Below are 20,022 nucleotides of genomic sequence, written 5' to 3' on the forward strand. Positions count from 1 at the left end.
CTACCCATGCTGAACAGAGCCACGCCGCATTTCGCATCCGCCCTTGCTCCCGTTGCCGTCGCCGCAACGCTTGCCACCGTGCTTGCCGCCGCCCCCGCCGCCGTCCTGGCGCAGGGCGTGCCGATGCCGCAGGTGGCCGCCAAGTCGTGGATGCTGTACGACGTGACCAGCGGCCAGGCCCTGGCGTCGCAGAATGCCGACCTGCGCATCGAGCCCGCGTCGCTGACCAAGCTGATGACCGCCTACCTGGTGTTCGAGGCGCTCAAGGAAAAGCGCCTGACGCTGGACCAGACCGTCACGCCGACCGAGATCGTGCGCAAGGTCAAAAGCGATGAGTCGCGCATGTTCATCGAGGCCGGCAAGCCGGTCAGCGTGAACGACCTGCTGATGGGCCTGATCGTGCAGTCGGGCAACGACGCGTCGCTGGCGCTGGCAGAGGCCGTGGGCGGCTCGGAAGAAGGTTTCGTGGCGATGATGAACCGCGAAGCGCAGCGCATGGGCATGAAGGGCACGCACTTCACGAACACCGACGGGGTGCCCGATCCGAACCACTACACCACGGCGGTCGACCTGGCCACGCTGTCCACGCGCCTGATCAAGGACTTCCCCGAGTACTACGGAATGTACTCGCAGAAGGAGTTCACCTATAACAAGATCAGGCAGCCCAACCGCAACCGCCTGCTGTACATCGACCCGACCGTGGACGGTCTGAAGACGGGCCACACCAAGTCCGCCGGCTACTGCCTGATCTCGTCGGCCCAGCGCCCGCTGGCCAATGTGCCGAATGGCACGCGCCGGCTGGTGTCGATCGTGATCGGCACGGCCACCGAGCAGATCCGCACCCAGGAAAGCCTGAAGATCCTGAACTACGGCTTCCAGTTCTTCGACACGCTGCGCCTGTACGACAAGGGTCAGGTGCTGGCCACGCCCGACATCTACAAGGGCCGCGCCAGCACGGTCAAGATCGGTGTGGCCAACGAGACGTTCGTGACGGTGCCCAAGGGCACGGGCGGCCGCCTGAAGCCGGTGCTGGAGCGCCAGGAACTGCTGATCGCCCCGATCGCCGCGGGCCAGCAGGTGGGCACGGTCAAGCTGATGGACGGCACCAACAAGGTGGGCGAATTCCCGGTGGTGGCACTGGAGGAAGTGCCCGAGGCGGGCTTCTTCGGCCGGCTGTGGGATACGATCCGCCTCTGGTTCAAGCGCAAGTAAGCGCAAGCAGGCGCATGGAGCGCGCACAAGGTTACGCAAGATGACGACAGATTCCAGCAACGGTCCGCTGATCCCGGGTGATATCCCGCCCGAGCAGTCGCTGATCGAATACCCGAGCGAATTTCCGATCAAGGTCATGGGCGCCATGCAGGACGGCTTTGCCGAGGCCATCGTGACGCTGATCCAGGAATTCGACCCCAACTTCCACGCCGGCAAGATGGAGATGCGTCCGTCGCGCAACGGCAATTACCTGGGGCTGACCGTGACCGTGTACGTCACGAGCCGCGAGCACCTGGACAGCGTGTACCGTGCGCTGACGTCGCACCCGATGGTCAAGGTGGTGCTGTAACCACATGAACGTCATCACCCTGAAGCCCGGCAAGGAAAAATCCCTGCTGCGGCGCCACCCGTGGGTCTACGCCACGGGCATCGCCTCCACCGAAGGCCGCTGCGAGGCCGGCTCGACCGTGGTCGTCCGCAGCGCGGATGGCCGCTTCCTGGCGCGCGGCGCCTACAGCCCCGAATCGCAGATCCGGGTGCGCGTATGGACATTCGACGAAAACGAGCCGGTCGACCACGCCATGTTCAAGCGCCGCGTGTCGGCCGCGCTGGCGCACCGCCAGCGTTGGGTCAGTGACACCAGCGCGGTACGCCTGATCTTCGGCGAATCCGACCGCCTGCCGGGCCTGATCGTCGACTACTACGGCCAGGGCGAGACCGGCCAGCTGGTCTGCCAGTTCAACGCCGCGGGCGTGGAGCAGTGGAAGGACGCGCTGGTCCAGGCGCTGGTCAAGGAAACCGGCTGCCCGAACGTCTACGAACGTTCCGACGCGGCCGTGCGCCAGCGCGAAGGGCTGGAACTGGTCACTGGCGTGCTGGCCGGTGCCGAGCCCGATCCGCAGCTGTCGGTGACCGAACACGGCGTGCGCTACTACGTGGACGTGCGCAACGGCCACAAGACCGGCTTCTACGTCGATCAGCGCGACAACCGCAAGCTCGTGGGCGACCTGGCCGAAGGCCGCGACGTGCTGAACTGCTTCTGCTACACGGGCGGCTTCTCGCTGGCCGCGCTGCGTGGCGGTGCGAAGTCGGTGACGTCGATCGATTCGTCGGGCGAGTCGCTCAAGATCGCGGCCAGCAACGTGACGCTGAACGGCTTCGACGCCGAGCGCGCCACGTGGCTCGATGCGGACGTGTTCAAGATGCTGCGCGAGTTCCGCGCCGAAGGCCGCCAGTTCGACCTGATCGTGCTGGACCCGCCCAAGTTCGCCCCGTCGGCCCAGCACATCGACCGTGCCGCGCGCGCCTACAAGGAAATCAACCTGGTCGGCATGCAGCTGCTGCGGCCGGGCGGCCTGCTGTTCACGTACTCGTGCTCGGGCGCCATCAGCATGGAGCTGTTCCAGAAGATCGTGGCCGGCGCCGCCACCGATGCCCGCGCCGACGCCCGCATCCTGCGCCGCCTGTCGGCCGGCACCGATCACCCGATGTCGGCGGCCTTCCCCGAAGGCGAATACCTGAAGGGTCTGCTGCTGGAAAAGATCTAGTCAGGGCCGGGAAACGCGTGCGGTGACGGGTTTTCCGGAATTGCCTCGGAACTGTCTTCCGGTGGTCATATTCACCCCCTAAGATTCGTCTCACGGTAAGGCATTGGCAGGTGCCTGACCGTCTCTTCTTATCAGTCTTCGTGGTAATCGCCCCGCTAACCCAGCGGGGCTTTTTTTGCCCGTCGCCCGTCTTTCTCCCCTGTCCCACTGCATGGGAGAGGGGAGCGCATCGCCGCCGGCATCGCATAGACTGGAGCCTCTACCCCGACTCCGCGCCCCAGCGAAACTCCCTATAATCGAACGACCGTGCATTTCGCACCGCTTGTCCGCGTCATTTCATCAGACGGATTCGAGGAGACACCATGCCTGCCGCCAAACACATTCCGCCAGCCCTGCAGAACCTGGCCCTGCCCGTCATCGCGTCGCCGATGTTCATCGTCAGCTATCCCGAACTGGTGCTGGCCCAGTGCAAGGCCGGCATCGTCGGATCGTTTCCGGCGCTCAACGCGCGCCCGGCCGAGTTGCTCGACGAATGGCTGACGCAGATCCAGGAAGAACTGGCGGCATTCGGGGCTGCCAATCCCGGCAAGCCCGTCGGCCCGCTCGCCGTGAACCAGATCGTGCACGCGTCCAACGCGCGGCTGGAACATGACGTCAAGGTGTGCGTGGAGCACAAGGTGCCGATCTTCATCACGTCGCTGCGGGCGCCGCCCAGGGAAATGATCGACGCCGTGCACAGCTACGGCGGCATCGTGCTGCACGACGTCATCAACCTCCGCCACGCCGAAAAGGCCATCGAGGCCGGCGTGGACGGGCTGATCCTGGTGGCGGCCGGCGCCGGCGGCCATGCCGGTACGCTGTCGCCGTTCGCGCTGGTCGGCGAAGTGCGCAAGATCTTCGACGGTCCGATCGCGCTGTCCGGATCGATCGCCACCGGCGATGCCGTGCTGGCCGCCCAGGCCATGGGCGCGGACTTCGCCTACGTGGGCACGCGCTTCATCGCGTCGCAGGAAGGCCATGCCAGCGCCGAGTACAAGCAGTCGATCACCAGTTCGGCCGCTTCGGACATCATCTACACGAACCTGTTCACGGGCGTCCACGGCAACTACATCCGCGAGAGCATCGTCAATTCGGGCCTGGACCCCGAAGACCTGCCCGTGGCCGACAAGAGCAAGATGGATTTTTCGAGCGGCAGCTCGAAGGCCAAGGCCTGGAAGGACATCTGGGGCGCCGGCCAGGGCGTGGGCCAGATCCACGACATTCCCACCGCCGGCGAGATCGTGGCGCGCATGAAGGCCGAGTACGATGCGGCGCGCGCCCGGCTGGGGCTGGTAGCATAAGGGCGTTTTGGCGCCCCTTTTCCTGAACCGTTGCCTTCTTCCGACCCCGAAACACCGACCGGCCCCACCGACCTGCCCGGCACGCTCACGCACCGGGAGCGCGTGATCCGCGCGTTCTGGGTCACGCTGGGCGTCATCAGCCTGGTGCTCGGCTTTATCGGCATCTTCCTGCCGCTGCTGCCGACCACGCCGTTCGTGCTGCTGGCGGCCGCGTGCTTTGCGCGCGGGTCGGAAAAATTCCACAACTGGCTGATCACGCACGAGCGATTCGGGCCGCTGGTGCGTGACTGGCAGGCCCACCGCAGCATTCCGTTCCGCGCCAAGTGCCTGGCGCTGTCGATGATGTGGACGTCGATGAGCATCACGGCCTGGCTGCTGCGCGCACGGCCCGTGTCGTCGCTGACGCTGATCGCCATCGGCATCGCCGTAACGGTCTGGATGGTACGGCTGCCCACTCGGCCGCGCGGCGGCTATCCCGACGCCAGCGACGGCCCTTCGTCGCAAGCGTAGGGCCGCCGCCGGCCCTGCGCCACGGCAATCAGTCGTAGCTGCGCGCGTCCTCGATCGATTTGCCGTCCTGCGGCAGCGATCCCGGCGGGACGAAGCGCACCTCTCCCCGCAGCCGCATTACCTCGCGCATCGAATCGGCCACGGCAATCGCCAGGCCCTCGTCGATGCGCGTGGTGTCGCAATGGAGCGTCATCACGTCGGCACCGATCGTGCCGGTCACCACCAGCCGCGCCGCGCGGATTTCGGGGTGGCGCCGCACCACTTCGGCCACCTGGCCCGGATGCACGAACATGCCCTTGACCTTGGTGGTCTGGTCGGCGCGCCCCAGCCAGCCCTTCAGCCGGATATTGGTCCGCCCGCACGGGCTGGCGCGGTGCGACGATTCGGCCACGATGGCCGACAGATCGCCGGTGCCGAAACGGATCAGCGGGTAGTCGCCGTTGCCCAGCACGGTGACCACCACCTCGCCCACCTCGCCCTCGGGCATCGGCTTCGTGCCGCCCGGCTCGACGATCTCGACCAGTACGCCCTCGTCCACCACCCAGCCGTCGCCGCCGTCGGTCTCGAAGGCGATCAAGCCGACATCGGCCGTGCCGTACATCTGGCGCGCCGTGATGCCGTGGTCCTGCAGCCAGCCCCGCAGTGCGGGCGGGCAGGCCTCGCCCGACACCAGTGCCTTGGACAGGCTGGCGCACGGCAGCCCCATCTCGTCACCTTTCTCGATCAGCAGCTTCAGGAACGATGGCGTGCCCGCGTAGGCGGTGGGCTGCAGGCTGGCCAGCGCCTGCACCTGCGATTCGGTCTGGCCGACGCCCGCCGGGAACACGCAGCACCCCAGCTTGTGGGCGCCCGACTCCATCATCATCCCGGCCGGCGTGAAGTGATACGAAAACGTGTTGTAGACCAGCTCGCCGGACCGGAAGCCGGCCGCGAACATCGCGCGCGCCGTGCGCCACCAGTCGGCGGCAAAGCCATCGGGCTCGTGGATCGGCCCCGGCGACTGGAACACATGGCGCAGGCCACCCAGCGCCGTGGCATTGAGGCCGCCCAGCGGCGGCACCACGCGCTGGCGCGCACTCAGTTCGGACTTGCGCGTGACCGGCAGCAGCGCCAGCGCATCGCGCGAGGTGATCTCGCGTGCATCGAAGTCGCCCAGGATTTCGGCAAAATACGGTGCATGTGCCTGCGCATGCGCCACCTGGCGCGCCACGGCGGCAAGCAGCGCGGCTTCGCGCTCCGCAGGCGCGCGCGTCTCCAGCGAATCGAAGTATTCAGCCATATCGGTGTCCAGGGGAGATTCAGGCCAGCCAGCGTTTGCGGCGGCGATAGCTTTTCACGTCGCGGAACGATTTGCGCGCGCCGCCTTCGGCGTCGTTGGCGGCCACGCCCAGGTAGAACTCCTTGACATCTTCGTTGGTGCGCAGCGATTCGGCTTCGCCGTCCATCACCACGCGGCCGTTTTCGAGGATGTAGCCGTAGTCGGCATAGCGCAGCGCCACCATCGTGTTCTGCTCGGCCAGCAGGAAGCTCACGCGCTCGCGCGAGTTCAGGTCGCGCACGATCTCGAAGATCTCCTCCACGATCTGCGGCGCCAGGCCCATCGACGGCTCGTCGAGCAGGATCATCGACGGCTTGGCCATCATGGCCCGCCCAATCGCGCACATCTGCTGCTCGCCCCCCGAGGTATAGCCGGCCTGCGACTTGCGGCGCGTCTTCAGGCGCGGAAAGTAGTCGTAGATCTTCTCCAGCGCGTCGCGCGTCTCGCCACGCGACAGGCCGCGCGTATAGGCCCCGGTCAGCAGGTTTTCCTCGATGGTCAGGTGCGCGAAGCAGTGGCGGCCTTCCATCACCTGGATCACGCCGCGCTTGACCAGGTCGTTGGGCGTGAGCTGGTCCACGCGCTGGCCGCGGTACTCGATCGACCCCTTGGTGACATCGCCGCGCTCGGCGTGCAGCAGGTTCGAGATGGCCTTGAGCGTGGTGGTCTTGCCCGCGCCGTTGGCGCCCAGCAGCGCCACGATGCGGCCCTCTGGCACATCGAGCGACACGCCTTTGAGCACCAGGATCACGTGGTCGTAGATGACTTCGATGTTGTTGACGGATAGAAGGGTCATGTCTCGTCCCTGTACTGGTTTTTGCTCGCCTCTCCCGCGCAGCGGGAGAGGGGAGAAAAAACTGATGGTGCTTCAGATGCTGCTGATCCGCTCCCCTCTCCCACTTGTGGGAGAGGGGTTGGGGGAGAGGGCCCGGCGCATCAAGACTCGGCACGTCGCAATTTGAGCCTCAATACCCTCTCCCCCGGCCCCTCTCCCGCGCAGCGGGAGAGGGGAGAAAAAACTGATGGTGCTTCAGATGCTGCTAGTCCACTCCCCTCTCCCGCTTTGCGGGAGAGGGGAGAAAACCGCCACCAAGCCGACACTACGACTTCATGCAGGCCGGCGTGATGCCCTTCTCTTTCGCGTACTGCGCGGCCGTGGCCTTGAACAGCGGGTGGATCAGGTTCTTGTTGCCTTCGATCCAGTCCGACACCACCACCCACTTGGTGCCGTCCCACTGCTGGATCTTCACCTTGCCCGATCCCTCGTGGTTGTCGCAGCTGGTCTTGATCTCGGGCAGCAGGCCCGTGGCGCCCAGTTGCTGGAGGCGCGCGCTGGTCAGGTTCAGATTCTCGAAGGCCCAGCGCATCTCGTCGCCGGTCATGACCTTGCCCTTGCCGAACTTGCCCTGCGCCACGCGGATCGCCTCCACCGTCACCACCGCCGCCGACACGCCGCGGTTATAGAGCACCGAGCCCACCTTGTTGCGGTCCTGCATGTTGCCCTTGTTGGCGCCGTAGACCACCTTCTCGATATCGGCGATCAGCGGCACGCTCTTGCCGGCCACATTCCACGTGGCGCTCATGTAGCCCTTGGCGGCGTCGCCGGCCGGCGTGGTGTCTTCCTCGGAGCCGGCCCACCACGATCCGATCATCTTTTCGCGCGGGAAGCCCACCTTCTGGGCTGCCTTCAGTGCCGTCTGGTTCATCACGCCCCAGCCCCAGAAGATCACGTAGTCGGGATTTTCCTGGCGGATCTTCAGCCACTGCGCGCCCTGCTCGTTGCCCGGGTGCGCCACCGGAATCTCCACCAGGTTGAACTTGCCGAGCCGGGCCTCGGCCTCCAGCGCGACGATCGGTTCCTTGCCGTAGGCCGAGTCGTGATACAGGTAGACGATCTTCTTGCCGGCCAGCGACCCGCCGTTCTTCGACGCCAGGTACTTGACGATGGCCGACACCTGCATCTGGTACGTGGTGACCAGCGGGAACGCGTACGGGAACACCGAGCCATCGACGGCATCGGTGCGGCCGTAGCCCATCATCACCAGCGGCACCTTGTCGGCGGCGGTCTTGTCGACCAGCGCGTACGAAATGCCGGTAGACATCGTGTGGTACGCGGTGCCCTTGCTCTGGCCGTTCTTGGCCTTCAGGCGCTCGTAGCACTCCACGCCCTTGGCGTTGTTGTACTCGGTCTCGCACTCTTCCCACGACAGCTTCACGCCGTTGACGCCCCCCTCCTTGAGGTTGACGTAGTTCAGGTAATCGACAAATCCGCCATAGAACGATTGCCCGTTCGAGCCATACGGGCCGACGCGGTAGCTGGGCAGCGCCACGAACTGGTCATTGGCCTGCGCCAGGGCCGGCAGGGCCGGCGCCAGCAGCGCAGCCGCGACGCTGACCACCAGGGCGGCGCGCTGCACATTGCGGAATACGGTTGTCATCACAGTCTCCTTCACCTCGAACGGGCGTTGTTATGGGAACGACTAATGCGGGAATGGCCAGAGGCGCAGCTTCTCCTTGGCAATCTGCCAGAGCCGGGCCAGGCCATGTGGCTCGACGATCAGGAAGAAGATGATCAGCGCGCCGAATACCATGAGCTGGATATGCGACACCGTGGCGTTGGTGAACGGCAGGTGCAGCAGCGCGGCCAGCGTCGGCAGCACGTTATCGAGAAAGATCGGCAGCAGCAGGATGAATGCCGCGCCCAGGAACGACCCCAGGATGCTGCCCACGCCGCCGATGATGATCATGAACAGGATGCGGAACGACAGGTCCAGCGAGAAGCCGTCAGGCTCCACCGATCCCAGGTAGCAGAACGCGTACAGCGCCCCGGCCACGCCGCAGTAGAACGAGCTGACGGCGAAAGCCAGCAGCTTGGTGCGCATCAACGGGATGCCGATGACCTCGGCGGCCACGTCCATGTCGCGCACGGCCATCCAGGCGCGGCCCGTGGCCGAGCGCACCAGGTTCTTGGCCAGCATCGCCAGCACCGTGACGATGGCCAGCACGAACAGGTACTTCCTGATCGGGGTATCGATCGCCACGCCGAACAGGTCCAGCCGCTGCGCCGTGATCACGCCCGACGAGCTGTTGTTCGAGAACCAGGGAAACTTGGTCAGCGCCCACACCACGAAGAACTGCGCGGCCAGCGTGGCCACGGCCAGGTAGAAGCCCTTGATCCGCAGCGACGGCAGCCCGAATGCCACGCCCACCAGTGCCGACGACAGTCCGGCCAGGATGAACGTCAGCACCACCGGAATGCCTTCGATCCGAAGCTGGAAGTTGTAGGCCGCATAGGCCCCCACGGCCATGAAGGCCGCCGTGCCCAGCGACAGCTGTCCGGCATAGCCGGTCAGGATGTTCAGGCCCAGCGCCGCCAGCGAGAAGATCAGGAACGGCGTCAGGATGGCGTTGAACCAGTACTCGCTGCCCGCGAACGGGATGACGACGAACGCCACCACCATCAACAAAGCAAAGAAAATACGATCTTGCCGGATCGGGAAGATCTGGCTGTCGGCAACGTAGCTGGTCTTGAACTGTCCGGATTCGCGGTAGAGCATGAAATTCTCCGATCTCGGCATGCGTGACGGCAACGCGGATGCCTTGGCTTGCGGCCGTCGCTGCGCGACTTCAATTTGCTGCGCTATACGCGGTCGATGTGTTTTTCTCCGAACAGCCCCTCTGGCCGCACGAGCAGGAACAGCAACGCAAACACATACGGGAACCAGCCTTCGATCCCGCCGAAGTTGCCGCCGAACGCCGACTGGAACACGGGCGGGATATAGATCTCGGCCAGCTTTTCCGATGCGCCGATGATCAGCCCGCCGACGATGGCGCCCGGCACCGACGTAAAGCCGCCCAGGATCAGCACCGGCAGCGCCTTGAGCGCGGTCAGCGTCAGCGCGAACTGCACCCCGTTGCGCGATCCCCACAGCATGCCCGCCACCAGCGCGACAAAGCCGGCCACGCCCCAGACGATGGCCCAGATGTTCTGCAGCGGAATGCCCAGCGACAGCGCCGCCTGGTGATCGTCGGCCACCGCGCGCAGCGCGCGGCCCACCTTGGTGTACTGGAAGAACAGCGCCAGCACCGCCACCAGCACGGCGGCAATCAGCGCGGCGGCCAGGTCGAACTTCGACACCACGATATTGAAGTGGGTCAGAATCGACTCGATGGGCTCATCGACGATGCCCAGCTGGATCGGCCGCACCTCGTTGCCGAACAGCAGCGGTCCCAGGCCTTCCAGAAAGAAAGACAGGCCGATGGTGGCCATGAACAGCGTGATCGGCGGCTGGTTCACCAGCTTGCGCAGCACCAGCCGCTCGGTGCTCATGCCGACCACGATCATGACGATAAAGGCGCCGATCACGGCCGCCCACATCGGCAGGCCCTTGTCCATCAGCCCCACCACCGCCAGCGCGGCAAAGTACACCATCGCGCCCTGCGCGAAGTTGAACACGCCCGACGCCTTGTAGATCAGCACGAAGCCCAGCGCCACCAGCGAGTACATCAGCCCCGAAAGCAGCCCGCCGATCAGGATTTCGAAGAAGAATGTCATCGTAGTTTCCTGATTTCTTCAGTGGGAAGTGCCCAGGTAGGCCTTGATCACGTCGGGGTTGGCCTTGACCTCGACCGGCGTGCCGTCGCCGATCTTCTTGCCGTAGTCGAGCACCACCACGCGGTCGGAGATATCCATCACCACGCCCATGTCGTGCTCGATCAGTACGATGGTGGTGCCGAACTGCTGGTTCACGTCCAGGATGAAGCGGCACATGTCCTGCTTCTCTTCCACGTTCATGCCGGCCATCGGCTCGTCCAGCAGCAGCATCGAAGGCTCCGCCGCCAGCGCGCGCGCCAGCTCCACGCGCTTCTGCAGCCCGTACGGCAGGCGCCCCACCGGCGTCTTGCGGATGGCCTGGATTTCCAGGAAGTCGATCACTTCCTCGACCTTGCGGCGATGCCGCATTTCCTCGGCGCGCGCCGGGCCCCACCACAGCGCATGGGCCAGCAGGCCGGTGCGGAACTGTGTGTTGCGGCCCGTCATGATGTTGTCGAGCACGGTCATGCCCTTGAACAGCGCGATGTTCTGGAACGTGCGCGCGATGCCCTGGCGGGCGGCGGCCGTCGGATGCATCTTGCGGCGCTCCTGCCCCCGGAACACGATGCGACCCTGCTGCGGGTGATACACGCCGTTGATCACGTTCAGCATCGAACTCTTGCCGGCGCCGTTCGGGCCGATGATGGCGCGGATCTCGTGCTCGCAGACATCGAACGAGATATCGGTCAGCGCCTTCACGCCGCCAAACGACAGCGAGATGTTCTGCAGGTCCAGAATCACGTCGCCGCGCGTGCTGGCGTGGGCCGGGGCGTCGGGCCGATGGGCCTCGCCGGTGCGCGGGCTGTCGCCGTGGACGGTGTCCGCATGGCCGGGCGGGGCCAGGGTGCCGGGCGACGCCATGGCGCCCGTGGCATCGACGCGGGTCATGCCGCCCTGCCACGCTGTCTGGGTTGCCGTCATCTGTGCGTCTCCCTGTCTCATGCCGCGCGCGCCCCGCCCACGGGCGGGAATCGCTTGACGTCCACCAGCTTCAGCGTGGCCGACACACTGCCCTCGCGGCCATCCTCGAACTTCACGCGCGTGTCGATGAACTGCTCCGGCTTGCCCGCGAACAGCGCGTCCACCAGCACCGCGTATTTCTCGGCGATAAAGCCACGCCGCACCTTGCGCGTACGCGTCAGTTCGTCGTCATCGGGGTCCAGCTCCTTGTGCAGGATCAGGAAGCGCGCCACCTGCGAGCCGGCCAGCATCGCGTCGGCAGCCAGGTCGGCGTTCACCTGCTCCACGCATTCGGCAATCATGGCGATGACATCGGGCTGGCCCGCCAGGTCCACGTAGCCGGCATACGGCAGGTGACGGCGCTCGGCCCAGTTGCCCACCGCATCGAAGTCGATATTGATGAACGCGCAGACGCGGTCGCGGCCGGTGCCAAACGCCACCGCCTCCTTGATGTACGGGAAGAACTTGAGCTTGTTCTCGATGTACTTGGGCGCGAACATCGACCCGTCGGCCAGCTTGCCCACGTCCTTGGCGCGGTCGATGATCTTCAGGTGCCCGTCGGCATCGATCACGCCGGCGTCGCCGGTCATGAAGTAGCCCTCGTCGTTGATGGCCTCGCGCGTGGCATCGTCGCGCTTGTAGTAGGCCTTGAGCAGCCCCACGCCGCGCACCAGCACCTCGCCGTTGTCGGCGATGCGGATCTCCATGCCCGGCGCGGCCGGCCCCACCGAATCGAACTTCACCTGGCCGTCCGGCTGCAGGCACACATAGGCGCAGGTCTCGGTCTGGCCGTAGAACTGCTTCAGGTTGATGCCGATCGACCGGTAGAAGCGGAACAGGTCCGGCCCGATGGCCTCGCCCGCCGTGTAGCCCACGCGGATACGGCTCATGCCCAGCACGTTGCGCAACGGGCCGTAGATCAGAATTTCGCCAATTCCGTAGCGCAGGCGATCCAGCGCCGGCACGGGCCGCTTGTCGAGGATGTCCGACCCGCAGCGGCGCGCCACGTCCATCGCCCAGTGGAACAGCCGGCGCTTCACCCAGCCCGCGTCTTCCATGCGGATCATGACCTGCGTGAGCAGCCCCTCATAGATCCGTGGCGGTGCAAAGTAGTAAGTGGGGCCGATCTCGCGCAGGTCGGTCATCACCGTTTCGCGCGACTCCGGGCAGTTCACGGTGAAGCCGGCCACCATGGCCTGCGCGTACGAGAACAGGTTGTCGCCTACCCAGGCCATCGGCAGATAGGACAGCACGTCGTCATCGGCGCCGAGCCCGTCGAACTGGCAGCCGTTGCGCGCGGCCCCGATCAGGCCGGCATGCGCATGGCAGACCCCTTTCGGCTTGCCGGTAGTGCCCGACGTGTAGAGGATGATCGCCGTGTCATCGGGCGCGCCGGCCTGCACCTGCGCATCGTAAAACCCTGGATTTGCCTGATCGAATTCGCGGCCGATTTCCTGCACGCGTGCGTAAGACAGCAACGACGGATGATCGTAGTCGCGCAGCCCGCGCGGGTCTTCGTAGATGACGTGGCGCACGGCGCGGCCGCGCGACGCCAGCTGCGATTCCACTTCGAGCAGCTTGTCGACCTGCTCCTGGTCTTCGACGATGGCGAACTCGATCTCGGCGTCGTCGAGCACGTAGACCATCTCGCCCGCGATGGCGTCCTGGTACAGCGGCACGGGCACCCCACCCAGCGCCTGCGCGGCGGTCATCGCCCAGTACAGGCGCGGACGGTTGTCGCCGACCACGGCCAGGTTCATGCCCCGGCGAAAGCCCAGCGCCGCCAGGCCGCAGGCCAGCGCGCGCACCTCGGCCGCTGCCTGCTGCCAGCTGTAGGTCTGCCAGATACCGAGATCCTTCTCGCGATAGGCCGGATGATCGGGCCGCTGCCGGGCATGCGCCAGCAGCCATCGCGGAAAGGTCGTTGCCGACGATTCCTGCATCGCTGTCTCCTCTCCCCTTCGAATGGCCTAGGGACCATGCCGGGTATCAAGCCGCCAGACCGGTCGCTATACTGGGCGCCTTGTCCGGTGCGACGATTGCCGCACCGCATCACGCCCGCCTTGCCTTGTTGGGTGAGGATTGATGGCAGGGGCGGTTCCGGGTGATCGTAAGATAGCCGATGCCATTCCGCCGGGTTGTCGCGCCGGCGACAATTCCGGGTTAATCCCTACGGGAGCGCAATGCCTGCCGCCGACCCCTTCTCGTTCATCGACCGCTGTGCCTGGGCCGCCGACCTCAGCCCGGAACAGCGCGACCGTGTCAAACGTGTGATGACCGTGCGCGAATACGCACAAGGTGATTACGTCTGTCACAAAGGTGAAATGGCCGAGCACTGGCTGGGCGTGGTGGAAGGCATCGTCAAGATCACCACCGTGTCGCCGTCGGGCAAGTCGGTCACCTTCACCGGCGTGCCAACCGGCGGCTGGTTCGGCGAAGGCGCCGTGCTCAAGCAGGAAATCCGCAAGTACGACGTGATGGCGCTGCGGCGTTCACGTATCGCTTTCGTCCCACGCGAGACTTTTCAGTGGTTGCTGGATACCAGCCTGCCGTTCACGCGCTTCCTGCTGATGCAGTTCAACGAGCGGCTCGGCCAGTTCATCGCGGCGGTCGAATACGAACGGCTGCTCGACATCGATTCGCGCGTGGCCCGTGCGGTGTCATCGCTGTTCAACGAACACCTGTATCCCAGCATCGGCTCGACGCTGGAAATCTCGCAGGAAGAGATCGGCCTGCTGGCCGGCATTTCGCGCCAGCGTGCCAACCAGGCCCTGAAGGTGCTGGAACAGCAGGGCCTGGTGCGCGTGGACTATGGCGTGATCGACGTGCTCGACCTGGAGGGGCTGCGACAGTACGGCGAATGACGGCGCAAGGCGGCTACCTTTCGCTGCGCACCCACGCCCAGTACGCCTCGCGGCGCGCCTGCAGGCCGCGCGAAATGCCGCTGCTACGGACCAGCCGGGCGTTGTCGTCCTCGCCCGTCGCCGTGACGTAGCGCAGATGGCGCGTGCGCTGCGGCACGTCGTCGGGATCGCGGCTGAAGCCCAGCACCAGCACGTCGTGCGCGCGGCGGGCTTACTTGCTGTACACGTACACGCCGCGGCCGGTCTTGCGGCCCAGGTAGCCCGCGGCCACCATTTCGCGCATCAGCATCGCCGGGCGGTACTTCGGATCGGCGAACTCGGTGTACAGCACTTCCATCACCGCCAGCATCGTATCCAGGCCAATCATGTCGGCCAGGGCCAGCGGGCCGATCGGATGGTTGCAGCCCAGCTTCATGCCTTCGTCGATTTCTTCCGGCGACGCCAGGCCTTCGCCCAGCACGCAGAACGCCTCGTTGATCATCGGGCACAGGATGCGGTTGACCACGAAGCCGGGGCTGTTCTTGACCGTGATCGGGTACTTGCCCAGCTGCTTCGCCAGGGCCTCGACATCGGCGTGCGCGGCGTCGCTGGTCTGCAGGCCGCGAATCAGCTCCACCAGCGCCATCATCGGCACCGGGTTGAAGAAGTGCATGCCGATGAAGCGGTCGGCGCGCGACGTCACGGCGGCCAGCTTCGTGATCGAGATCGACGACGTATTCGACGCAATGATCACGTCGGGGCCGACGATGCCGTCGATCTGCTTCAGGATCTTGACCTTCAGGTCGAAGTTTTCCGTGGCGGCCTCGATCACGATGTCGGCGCGCTTCAGATCGTCGTATGACGTGCTGCCGTGGATGCGCGCCAGCGCGGCCGCCTTGTCGGCCTCGGTGGCCTTTTCCTTCTTGATCAGGCGGTCCATGCTGCCGGCCACCGTGGCGATGCCCTTCTGCACGGCGGCGTCGCTGATATCGACCATCACCACGTCCAGGCCCGCCACCGCGCAAGCCTGCGCAATGCCGTTGCCCATCGTGCCGGCACCCACGATGCCCACTGTCTTGATTGCCATGTCTCGCTTCCTTGCTATTTCACTGATTGGATGGGTCTGCTTGATTCGGTGCTGCCGGGGGGCGGCCAAGTGGCGGCCGAGGGGCGGCCGTTCAGCCCTGCAGCTTCGCCAGGGCCGCCACCACGCGTGCGGCATGCTGCTTGAGCAGTTCCATGTCCTGCTGCTGGCGGGCATGGCCGCGCAGGGACTGGTCCGCATAGCGCGGCACGATATGGAAATGCACGTGCGGCACGGTCTGGCCGGCCGCCGCGCCGTTGAACTGGCTGATCACCACGCCGTCCGGCTGGAAGGCCTCGCGCACGCCGCGCGCCACGATCTGGGTGGCGCGGATCGCCGCGGCCGCGCCCTTTTCGGAAAGCCCGAACAGATCCACGGCAGCCTCCTTCGGCACCACCAGTGCGTGGCCGTCGGACTGCGGCATGATGTCCATGAACGCGATGGCGTCGGCGTCCTCGTAGATCTTGAAGCACGGGAGTTCGCCACGCAGGATGCGGGCGAAGATGTTGTTGCTGTCGTACTCGGCTTGCATGGGTGTCTCGGGAATGGATGGCCTGACGGCGACGGAGCAAAGAGTGTAGCCCCAGTGCTCCGCGCCGTGAACCGGCCGCCCGCCATTCACGGCGGCTTTTTCACATGTTGCGACGGTACTGGCCGCCTACCTCGAAGAGCGCATGCGTGATCTGCCCCAGCGAGCACACGCGCACCGCATCCATCAATACCGCGAATACATTGCCATTGTCGATCACGGCCTGGCGCAGCCGGTCCAGCATGGCCTGGGCATCCCCGGCATGGCGGCGGTGGAATTCCGCCAGGCGGGTCAGCTGGCTCTGCTTTTCCGCCTCGCTCGACCGCGCCAGTTCCAGCGTTTGTGGCGTCGGGTCGCCATTCGGGTTCCGGAAGGTATTCACGCCGATGATGGGCAGCGTGCCGTCGTGCTTGAGTTGCTCGTAGTACAGCGATTCCTCCTGGATCTTGCCGCGCTGGTAGCCCGTTTCCATCGCGCCCAGCACGCCGCCGCGCTCGGCGATGCGTTCGAACTCCTGCAGCACCGCCTCTTCCACCAGATCGGTCAACTCTTCGGTCAGGAAGCTGCCCTGGTTGGGGTTCTCGCACTTGGCCACGCCCCATTCGCGGTTGATGATCAGCTGGATGGCCAGCGCCCGGCGCACCGATTCGGCCGTGGGCGTGGTGATCGCTTCGTCATAGGCGTTGGTGTGCAGCGAGTTGCAGTTGTCGTAGATGGCGATCAGCGCCTGCAGCGTGGTGCGGATGTCGTTGAAGTCGATCTCCTGCGCGTGCAGCGACCGGCCCGACGTCTGGATGTGGTACTTGAGCTTCTGGCTGCGCTCGTTGGCGCCGTACCTGTCGCGCATCGTCACGGCCCAGATGCGGCGCGCCACGCGGCCCAGCACGCTGTACTCGGGGTCCATGCCGTTCGAGAAGAAGAACGACAGGTTCGGCGCGAAGTCGTCGATATGCATGCCGCGCGCCAGGTAGGCTTCCACGAAGGTGAAGCCGTTGGCCAGCGTGAAGGCCAGTTGCGAGATCGGGTTGGCGCCGGCCTCGGCAATGTGATACCCCGAGATCGACACCGAATAGAAGTTGCGCACCTGGTGGTGGACGAAATATTCCTGGATATCGCCCATCACCTTCAGCGAGAACTCGGTGCTGAAGATGCAGGTGTTCTGCCCCTGGTCTTCCTTGAGGATGTCCGCCTGCACCGTGCCGCGCACATTCTGCAGCACCCAGGCGCGAATCTTGGCCTCTTCGTCGGCGGTCGGCTCGCGCTGGTTATCGGCTCGGAATTTGTCCAGATTCTGGTCGATGGCCGTGTTCATGAACATGGCCAGGATGGTCGGCGCCGGGCCGTTGATGGTCATCGATACCGACGTGCTGGGGCTGGTCAGGTCAAAGCCCTCGTACAGCACCTTCATGTCGTCGAGCGTGGCGATCGACACGCCCGAGTTGCCCACCTTGCCGTAGATATCGGGGCGCTCGTGCGGGTCTTCGCCGTAGAGCGTGACCGAATCGAACGCGGTGGACAGGCGCTTGGCGTCCATGCCTTCGGACACCAGCTTGAAGCGGCGGTTGGTACGGAATGCGTCGCCCTCGCCCGCGAACATGCGCGTGGGGTCTTCCCCCTCGCGCTTGAAGGCGAAGACGCCGGCTGTGTACGGGAAGCTGCCCGGCACGTTCTCGCGCATCAGCCATTTCAGGATTTCGCCTTCGTCCTCGAAGCGCGGCAGCACGACCTTGCGGATCTTCGTGCCGGACAGCGTGGTGGTCACCAGCCCGGTGCGGATTTCCTTGTCCCGGATCTTGACCACGTACTCGTCGCCACTGTAGGCGGCCTGCATCTGCGGCCACATCGCCAGCAGCTTGCGCTCCACGCTGCCCAGCGACGCCTCGCGCTCGGCGGCCAGCGATGCCAGCGCCTGCCCGTCGGCATCGCTATTCGACGATTTCAGCATTGCCCCGGCGGCGCGCAGTTGCTGACGTTCGCGCGCCAGCCGGCTCTGTTCGGCCACGCGCCGATGGTAGGCGCGCACCGTATCGGCAAGCTCGGCCAGATAGCGGTTGCGCGACGGCGGCACGATCACGTTCTGGCCCGTCGAAATGCGGCCAGCCAGCTTGGGCAGCACGCCCGGCCCGACATGCAGGCCGCGCCCGGCCAGCGACGCCACCAGCCCCTGGTAGAGCATGGTCACGCCGTCGTCGTTGAAGCGCGATGCCTGCGTGCCGTAGACCGGCATCTCGTCGGGCCGGGCGTGCCACTGCTCGCGGTTGCGCTGCACCTGCTTGGCCACGTCGCGCCAGGCGTCCTGCGCGCCCTTGCGGTCGAACTTGTTGATCGCCACGAAATCGGCAAAGTCGAGCATGTCGATCTTTTCCAGCTGGCTTGCCGCGCCAAACTCGGGCGTCATCACGTAGAGCGACAGGTCCACATGCGGCACGATGGCCGCGTCGCCCTGGCCGATCCCGGACGTTTCGACGATCACCAGATCGAACGCGGCCGCCTTGCAGGCCGCGATCACATCCGGCAGCGCCTGCGAAATCTCCGAGCCGGCATCGCGCGTGGCCAGAGACCGCATGAAGATGTTCGGATGGTTGATCGCATTCATGCGAATGCGGTCGCCCAGCAGCGCGCCGCCGGACTTGCGCCGCGACGGGTCGATCGAGATCACGGCAATGGAAAGCGCGTCCTGCTGGTCCAGGCGGAAGCGGCGGATCAGTTCGTCGGTCAGCGACGACTTGCCTGCCCCGCCCGTGCCGGTAATACCCAGCACCGGCGTGGTGGATGCCCCGGCCCGCTCCTGCAGCGCGCCGACCAGCGCCGGCGCGGCCTTGCCGTTTTCCAGCGCGGTGATCAGCTGCGCCAGCGCGCGACGGTCGCCAGCGGTCACCGCATCGAGCGTGGACGGCGCGTAGCGCGTCAGGTCGATATCGCACCGCTGCACCATGTCGGCGATCATGCCGGCCAGGCCCATGCGCTGGCCGTCTTCGGGGCTGTAGATGCGCGCCACGCCGTAGGCCTGCAGTTCGCGGATCTCGTCGGGCACGATCACGCCGCCGCCACCGCCGAACACCTGGATGTGTTCGCCACCGTGCTGGCGCAGCAGGTCGATCATGTACTTGAAGTATTCGACGTGGCCGCCCTGGTAGCTGGAGATGGCAATGCCCTGCACGTCTTCCTGCAAGGCGGCGGTCACCACCTCGTGGACGGAGCGGTTGTGACCCAAGTGGATCACTTCGCAGCCATGCGACTGCAGGATGCGCCGCATGATGTTGATCGATGCGTCATGGCCGTCGAACAGCGACGCGGCGGTGACAAAGCGCACCTTGTTGGCCGGGCCCTGCCCCTGGGTTGCCGGGGTCGCCCGCGGCCGGGCGGCCGCCGTCCTGCTCACATCCGAAAGATCAGTCATGGTCTCCACCGCTCTGTTATGTGGCTGGCTGCCCATGCTGGCGATGCGCCGGCGGTTCTGCGACCGCGCTGACAGGGGCCGGACGATTATATGACGTTTACGTTAACGTAAGTCCAGGGGCGCGGGAAAGCACCGAGGGCATGGCTGGCATCGTCGCACAGCGGCAGGGGCGGAAAAAGGGGGAATGCGGGGAATACGGGGGAAGAATGCGGAAGAAGGGCCCGGAAGCCGCCGCTTCGCCGCGGGAGGTCGGCGAAGGTGACGAAGGCGGCTCCGGATCCCAGGAGAACGTGCCTGACGCCCGTCAGGCGTGGATTTGCGGGCAGTCGCCGAAGGCGTCGGTCTTGCGGGCGTCCCAGCGGCGCTTGAACTGGCGGACGACGCACCAGGCGCGGCGCAGCGACCATGGCGCCGGCGTCTCGGTCAGCAGGAAGCGGGCAACCGGCGCCTCGCCGGACAGCCAGACCCGCTCGCCTTCGACCAGTGCGTACACATCGCCGGGGCGCAGCCAGATGTCGGCCAACTGCCCTTCCAAAGTCAGCCAGAAGCTGCCTTCCAGCGCGGTCACGCTCTGGCCGTGGCGCGCACGCCAGCTGACGGGCCGGCCCGGTTCGTCGAGTTCGAAAGTCCTGAGTTCACGCATGGGTGTCTCCTTGTCTTGCCGGTGCGGCCGCTCTGGATCAAG

18 protein-coding genes are annotated in these 20,022 nt (G+C 65.8%); 6 read left to right on the forward strand and 12 right to left on the reverse strand.

The window, feature by feature from the left end; translation table 11 throughout:
* Positions 1-6 precede the first annotated feature (6 nt).
* From AC24R4_RS15365 to AC24R4_RS15385, 5 genes are all read left to right on the forward strand, one after another.
* Positions 7-1,212, forward strand: coding sequence for a D-alanyl-D-alanine carboxypeptidase family protein (locus tag AC24R4_RS15365; protein ID WP_153949047.1), 1,206 nt, complete (start codon positions 7-9; stop codon positions 1,210-1,212).
* 40 nt (positions 1,213-1,252) lie between these two features.
* Positions 1,253-1,561 carry a DUF493 family protein gene (locus tag AC24R4_RS15370; RefSeq protein WP_092603078.1) on the forward strand — a complete coding sequence of 103 codons (309 nt, stop codon included), beginning with the start codon at positions 1,253-1,255 and terminating at the stop codon, positions 1,559-1,561.
* A gap of 4 nt (positions 1,562-1,565) precedes the next feature.
* The gene (locus tag AC24R4_RS15375) at positions 1,566-2,759 is read left to right on the forward strand and encodes a class I SAM-dependent rRNA methyltransferase (protein ID WP_400394833.1); all 1,194 of its coding nucleotides are present in this window, start codon (positions 1,566-1,568) and stop codon (positions 2,757-2,759) included.
* Positions 2,760-3,121: 362 nt separating this feature from the next.
* The gene (locus AC24R4_RS15380) at positions 3,122-4,099 is read left to right on the forward strand and encodes an NAD(P)H-dependent flavin oxidoreductase (RefSeq protein ID WP_400394834.1); all 978 of its coding nucleotides are present in this window, start codon (positions 3,122-3,124) and stop codon (positions 4,097-4,099) included.
* 30 nt (positions 4,100-4,129) lie between these two features.
* Positions 4,130-4,609: a YbaN family protein gene (locus tag AC24R4_RS15385; RefSeq protein WP_400394836.1), complete on the forward strand. Its 480-nt coding sequence runs from the start codon at positions 4,130-4,132 to the stop codon at positions 4,607-4,609.
* Positions 4,610-4,637: 28 nt separating this feature from the next.
* On the opposite strand, the gene AC24R4_RS15390 is transcribed toward AC24R4_RS15385, so the two are convergent.
* From AC24R4_RS15390 to AC24R4_RS15420, 7 genes are all read right to left on the reverse strand, one after another.
* Complete coding sequence (locus AC24R4_RS15390; RefSeq protein WP_487523324.1) at positions 4,638-5,888, reverse strand: phenylacetate--CoA ligase family protein; 1,251 nt, start codon at positions 5,886-5,888, stop codon at positions 4,638-4,640.
* 19 nt (positions 5,889-5,907) lie between these two features.
* Complete coding sequence (locus AC24R4_RS15395; protein WP_400393760.1) at positions 5,908-6,723, reverse strand: ABC transporter ATP-binding protein; 816 nt, start codon at positions 6,721-6,723, stop codon at positions 5,908-5,910.
* A 304-nt stretch (positions 6,724-7,027) separates the two neighbouring features.
* A complete protein-coding gene (locus AC24R4_RS15400; RefSeq protein WP_400393759.1) occupies positions 7,028-8,365 on the reverse strand; it encodes an ABC transporter substrate-binding protein in 1,338 nt (445 codons plus the stop codon).
* A 42-nt stretch (positions 8,366-8,407) separates the two neighbouring features.
* The gene (locus AC24R4_RS15405) at positions 8,408-9,484 is read right to left on the reverse strand and encodes a branched-chain amino acid ABC transporter permease (protein ID WP_400393757.1); all 1,077 of its coding nucleotides are present in this window, start codon (positions 9,482-9,484) and stop codon (positions 8,408-8,410) included.
* An 83-nt stretch (positions 9,485-9,567) separates the two neighbouring features.
* Positions 9,568-10,482 carry a branched-chain amino acid ABC transporter permease gene (locus tag AC24R4_RS15410; protein WP_092603043.1) on the reverse strand — a complete coding sequence of 305 codons (915 nt, stop codon included), beginning with the start codon at positions 10,480-10,482 and terminating at the stop codon, positions 9,568-9,570.
* A gap of 18 nt (positions 10,483-10,500) precedes the next feature.
* Positions 10,501-11,442: an ABC transporter ATP-binding protein gene (locus AC24R4_RS15415; RefSeq protein WP_400393756.1), complete on the reverse strand. Its 942-nt coding sequence runs from the start codon at positions 11,440-11,442 to the stop codon at positions 10,501-10,503.
* A gap of 17 nt (positions 11,443-11,459) precedes the next feature.
* Entirely contained in the window at positions 11,460-13,424 is a 1,965-nt protein-coding gene (locus AC24R4_RS15420; RefSeq protein WP_400393754.1) for an AMP-dependent synthetase/ligase, read from the reverse strand.
* A 240-nt stretch (positions 13,425-13,664) separates the two neighbouring features.
* Here AC24R4_RS15420 and AC24R4_RS15425 point away from each other — a divergent pair, with 240 nt between their 5' ends.
* Positions 13,665-14,345 (forward strand): Crp/Fnr family transcriptional regulator, encoded by a 681-nt coding sequence (locus AC24R4_RS15425; RefSeq protein WP_153949055.1) that lies wholly within the window; start codon positions 13,665-13,667, stop codon positions 14,343-14,345.
* A 13-nt stretch (positions 14,346-14,358) separates the two neighbouring features.
* On the opposite strand, the gene AC24R4_RS15430 is transcribed toward AC24R4_RS15425, so the two are convergent.
* From AC24R4_RS15430 to AC24R4_RS15450, 5 genes are all read right to left on the reverse strand, one after another.
* Positions 14,359-14,532, reverse strand: a complete 174-nt coding sequence (locus tag AC24R4_RS15430) for a hypothetical protein (RefSeq protein WP_487523325.1) — start codon at positions 14,530-14,532, stop codon at positions 14,359-14,361.
* Positions 14,533-14,556: 24 nt separating this feature from the next.
* On the reverse strand, positions 14,557-15,411 hold the full coding sequence (locus tag AC24R4_RS15435; RefSeq protein ID WP_400393989.1) for a 3-hydroxybutyryl-CoA dehydrogenase: 855 nt from the start codon (positions 15,409-15,411) through the stop codon (positions 14,557-14,559).
* 91 nt (positions 15,412-15,502) lie between these two features.
* Positions 15,503-15,940 carry an HIT family protein gene (locus tag AC24R4_RS15440; RefSeq protein WP_400393987.1) on the reverse strand — a complete coding sequence of 146 codons (438 nt, stop codon included), beginning with the start codon at positions 15,938-15,940 and terminating at the stop codon, positions 15,503-15,505.
* Positions 15,941-16,040: 100 nt separating this feature from the next.
* A complete protein-coding gene (icmF, locus tag AC24R4_RS15445; protein ID WP_400393986.1) occupies positions 16,041-19,337 on the reverse strand; it encodes a fused isobutyryl-CoA mutase/GTPase IcmF in 3,297 nt (1,098 codons plus the stop codon).
* 304 nt (positions 19,338-19,641) lie between these two features.
* Positions 19,642-19,980, reverse strand: coding sequence for a DUF2917 domain-containing protein (locus tag AC24R4_RS15450; protein ID WP_400393985.1), 339 nt, complete (start codon positions 19,978-19,980; stop codon positions 19,642-19,644).
* Positions 19,981-20,022 lie beyond the last annotated feature (42 nt).

The sequence above is a fragment of the Cupriavidus sp. CER-90 genome, assembly GCF_057652055.1.

Bases quoted from the DNA above. Each gene is read 5' to 3' on its own strand.
- AC24R4_RS15365 (WP_153949047.1), top strand. From the start codon at position 7: ATGCTGAACAGAGCCACGCCGCATTTCGCATCCGCCCTTGCTCCCGTT.
- AC24R4_RS15370 (WP_092603078.1), top strand. From the start codon at position 1,253: ATGACGACAGATTCCAGCAACGGTCCGCTGATCCCGGGTGATATCCCG.
- AC24R4_RS15375 (WP_400394833.1), top strand. From the start codon at position 1,566: ATGAACGTCATCACCCTGAAGCCCGGCAAGGAAAAATCCCTGCTGCGG.
- AC24R4_RS15380 (WP_400394834.1), top strand. From the start codon at position 3,122: ATGCCTGCCGCCAAACACATTCCGCCAGCCCTGCAGAACCTGGCCCTG.
- AC24R4_RS15390 (WP_487523324.1), bottom strand. From the start codon at position 5,888: ATGGCTGAATACTTCGATTCGCTGGAGACGCGCGCGCCTGCGGAGCGC.
- AC24R4_RS15395 (WP_400393760.1), bottom strand. From the start codon at position 6,723: ATGACCCTTCTATCCGTCAACAACATCGAAGTCATCTACGACCACGTG.
- AC24R4_RS15400 (WP_400393759.1), bottom strand. From the start codon at position 8,365: ATGACAACCGTATTCCGCAATGTGCAGCGCGCCGCCCTGGTGGTCAGC.
- AC24R4_RS15405 (WP_400393757.1), bottom strand. From the start codon at position 9,484: ATGCTCTACCGCGAATCCGGACAGTTCAAGACCAGCTACGTTGCCGAC.
- AC24R4_RS15410 (WP_092603043.1), bottom strand. From the start codon at position 10,482: ATGACATTCTTCTTCGAAATCCTGATCGGCGGGCTGCTTTCGGGGCTG.
- AC24R4_RS15415 (WP_400393756.1), bottom strand. From the start codon at position 11,442: ATGACGGCAACCCAGACAGCGTGGCAGGGCGGCATGACCCGCGTCGAT.
- AC24R4_RS15420 (WP_400393754.1), bottom strand. From the start codon at position 13,424: ATGCAGGAATCGTCGGCAACGACCTTTCCGCGATGGCTGCTGGCGCAT.
- AC24R4_RS15425 (WP_153949055.1), top strand. From the start codon at position 13,665: ATGCCTGCCGCCGACCCCTTCTCGTTCATCGACCGCTGTGCCTGGGCC.
- AC24R4_RS15435 (WP_400393989.1), bottom strand. From the start codon at position 15,411: ATGGCAATCAAGACAGTGGGCATCGTGGGTGCCGGCACGATGGGCAAC.
- AC24R4_RS15440 (WP_400393987.1), bottom strand. From the start codon at position 15,940: ATGCAAGCCGAGTACGACAGCAACAACATCTTCGCCCGCATCCTGCGT.
- icmF (WP_400393986.1), bottom strand. From the start codon at position 19,337: ATGACTGATCTTTCGGATGTGAGCAGGACGGCGGCCGCCCGGCCGCGG.
- AC24R4_RS15450 (WP_400393985.1), bottom strand. From the start codon at position 19,980: ATGCGTGAACTCAGGACTTTCGAACTCGACGAACCGGGCCGGCCCGTC.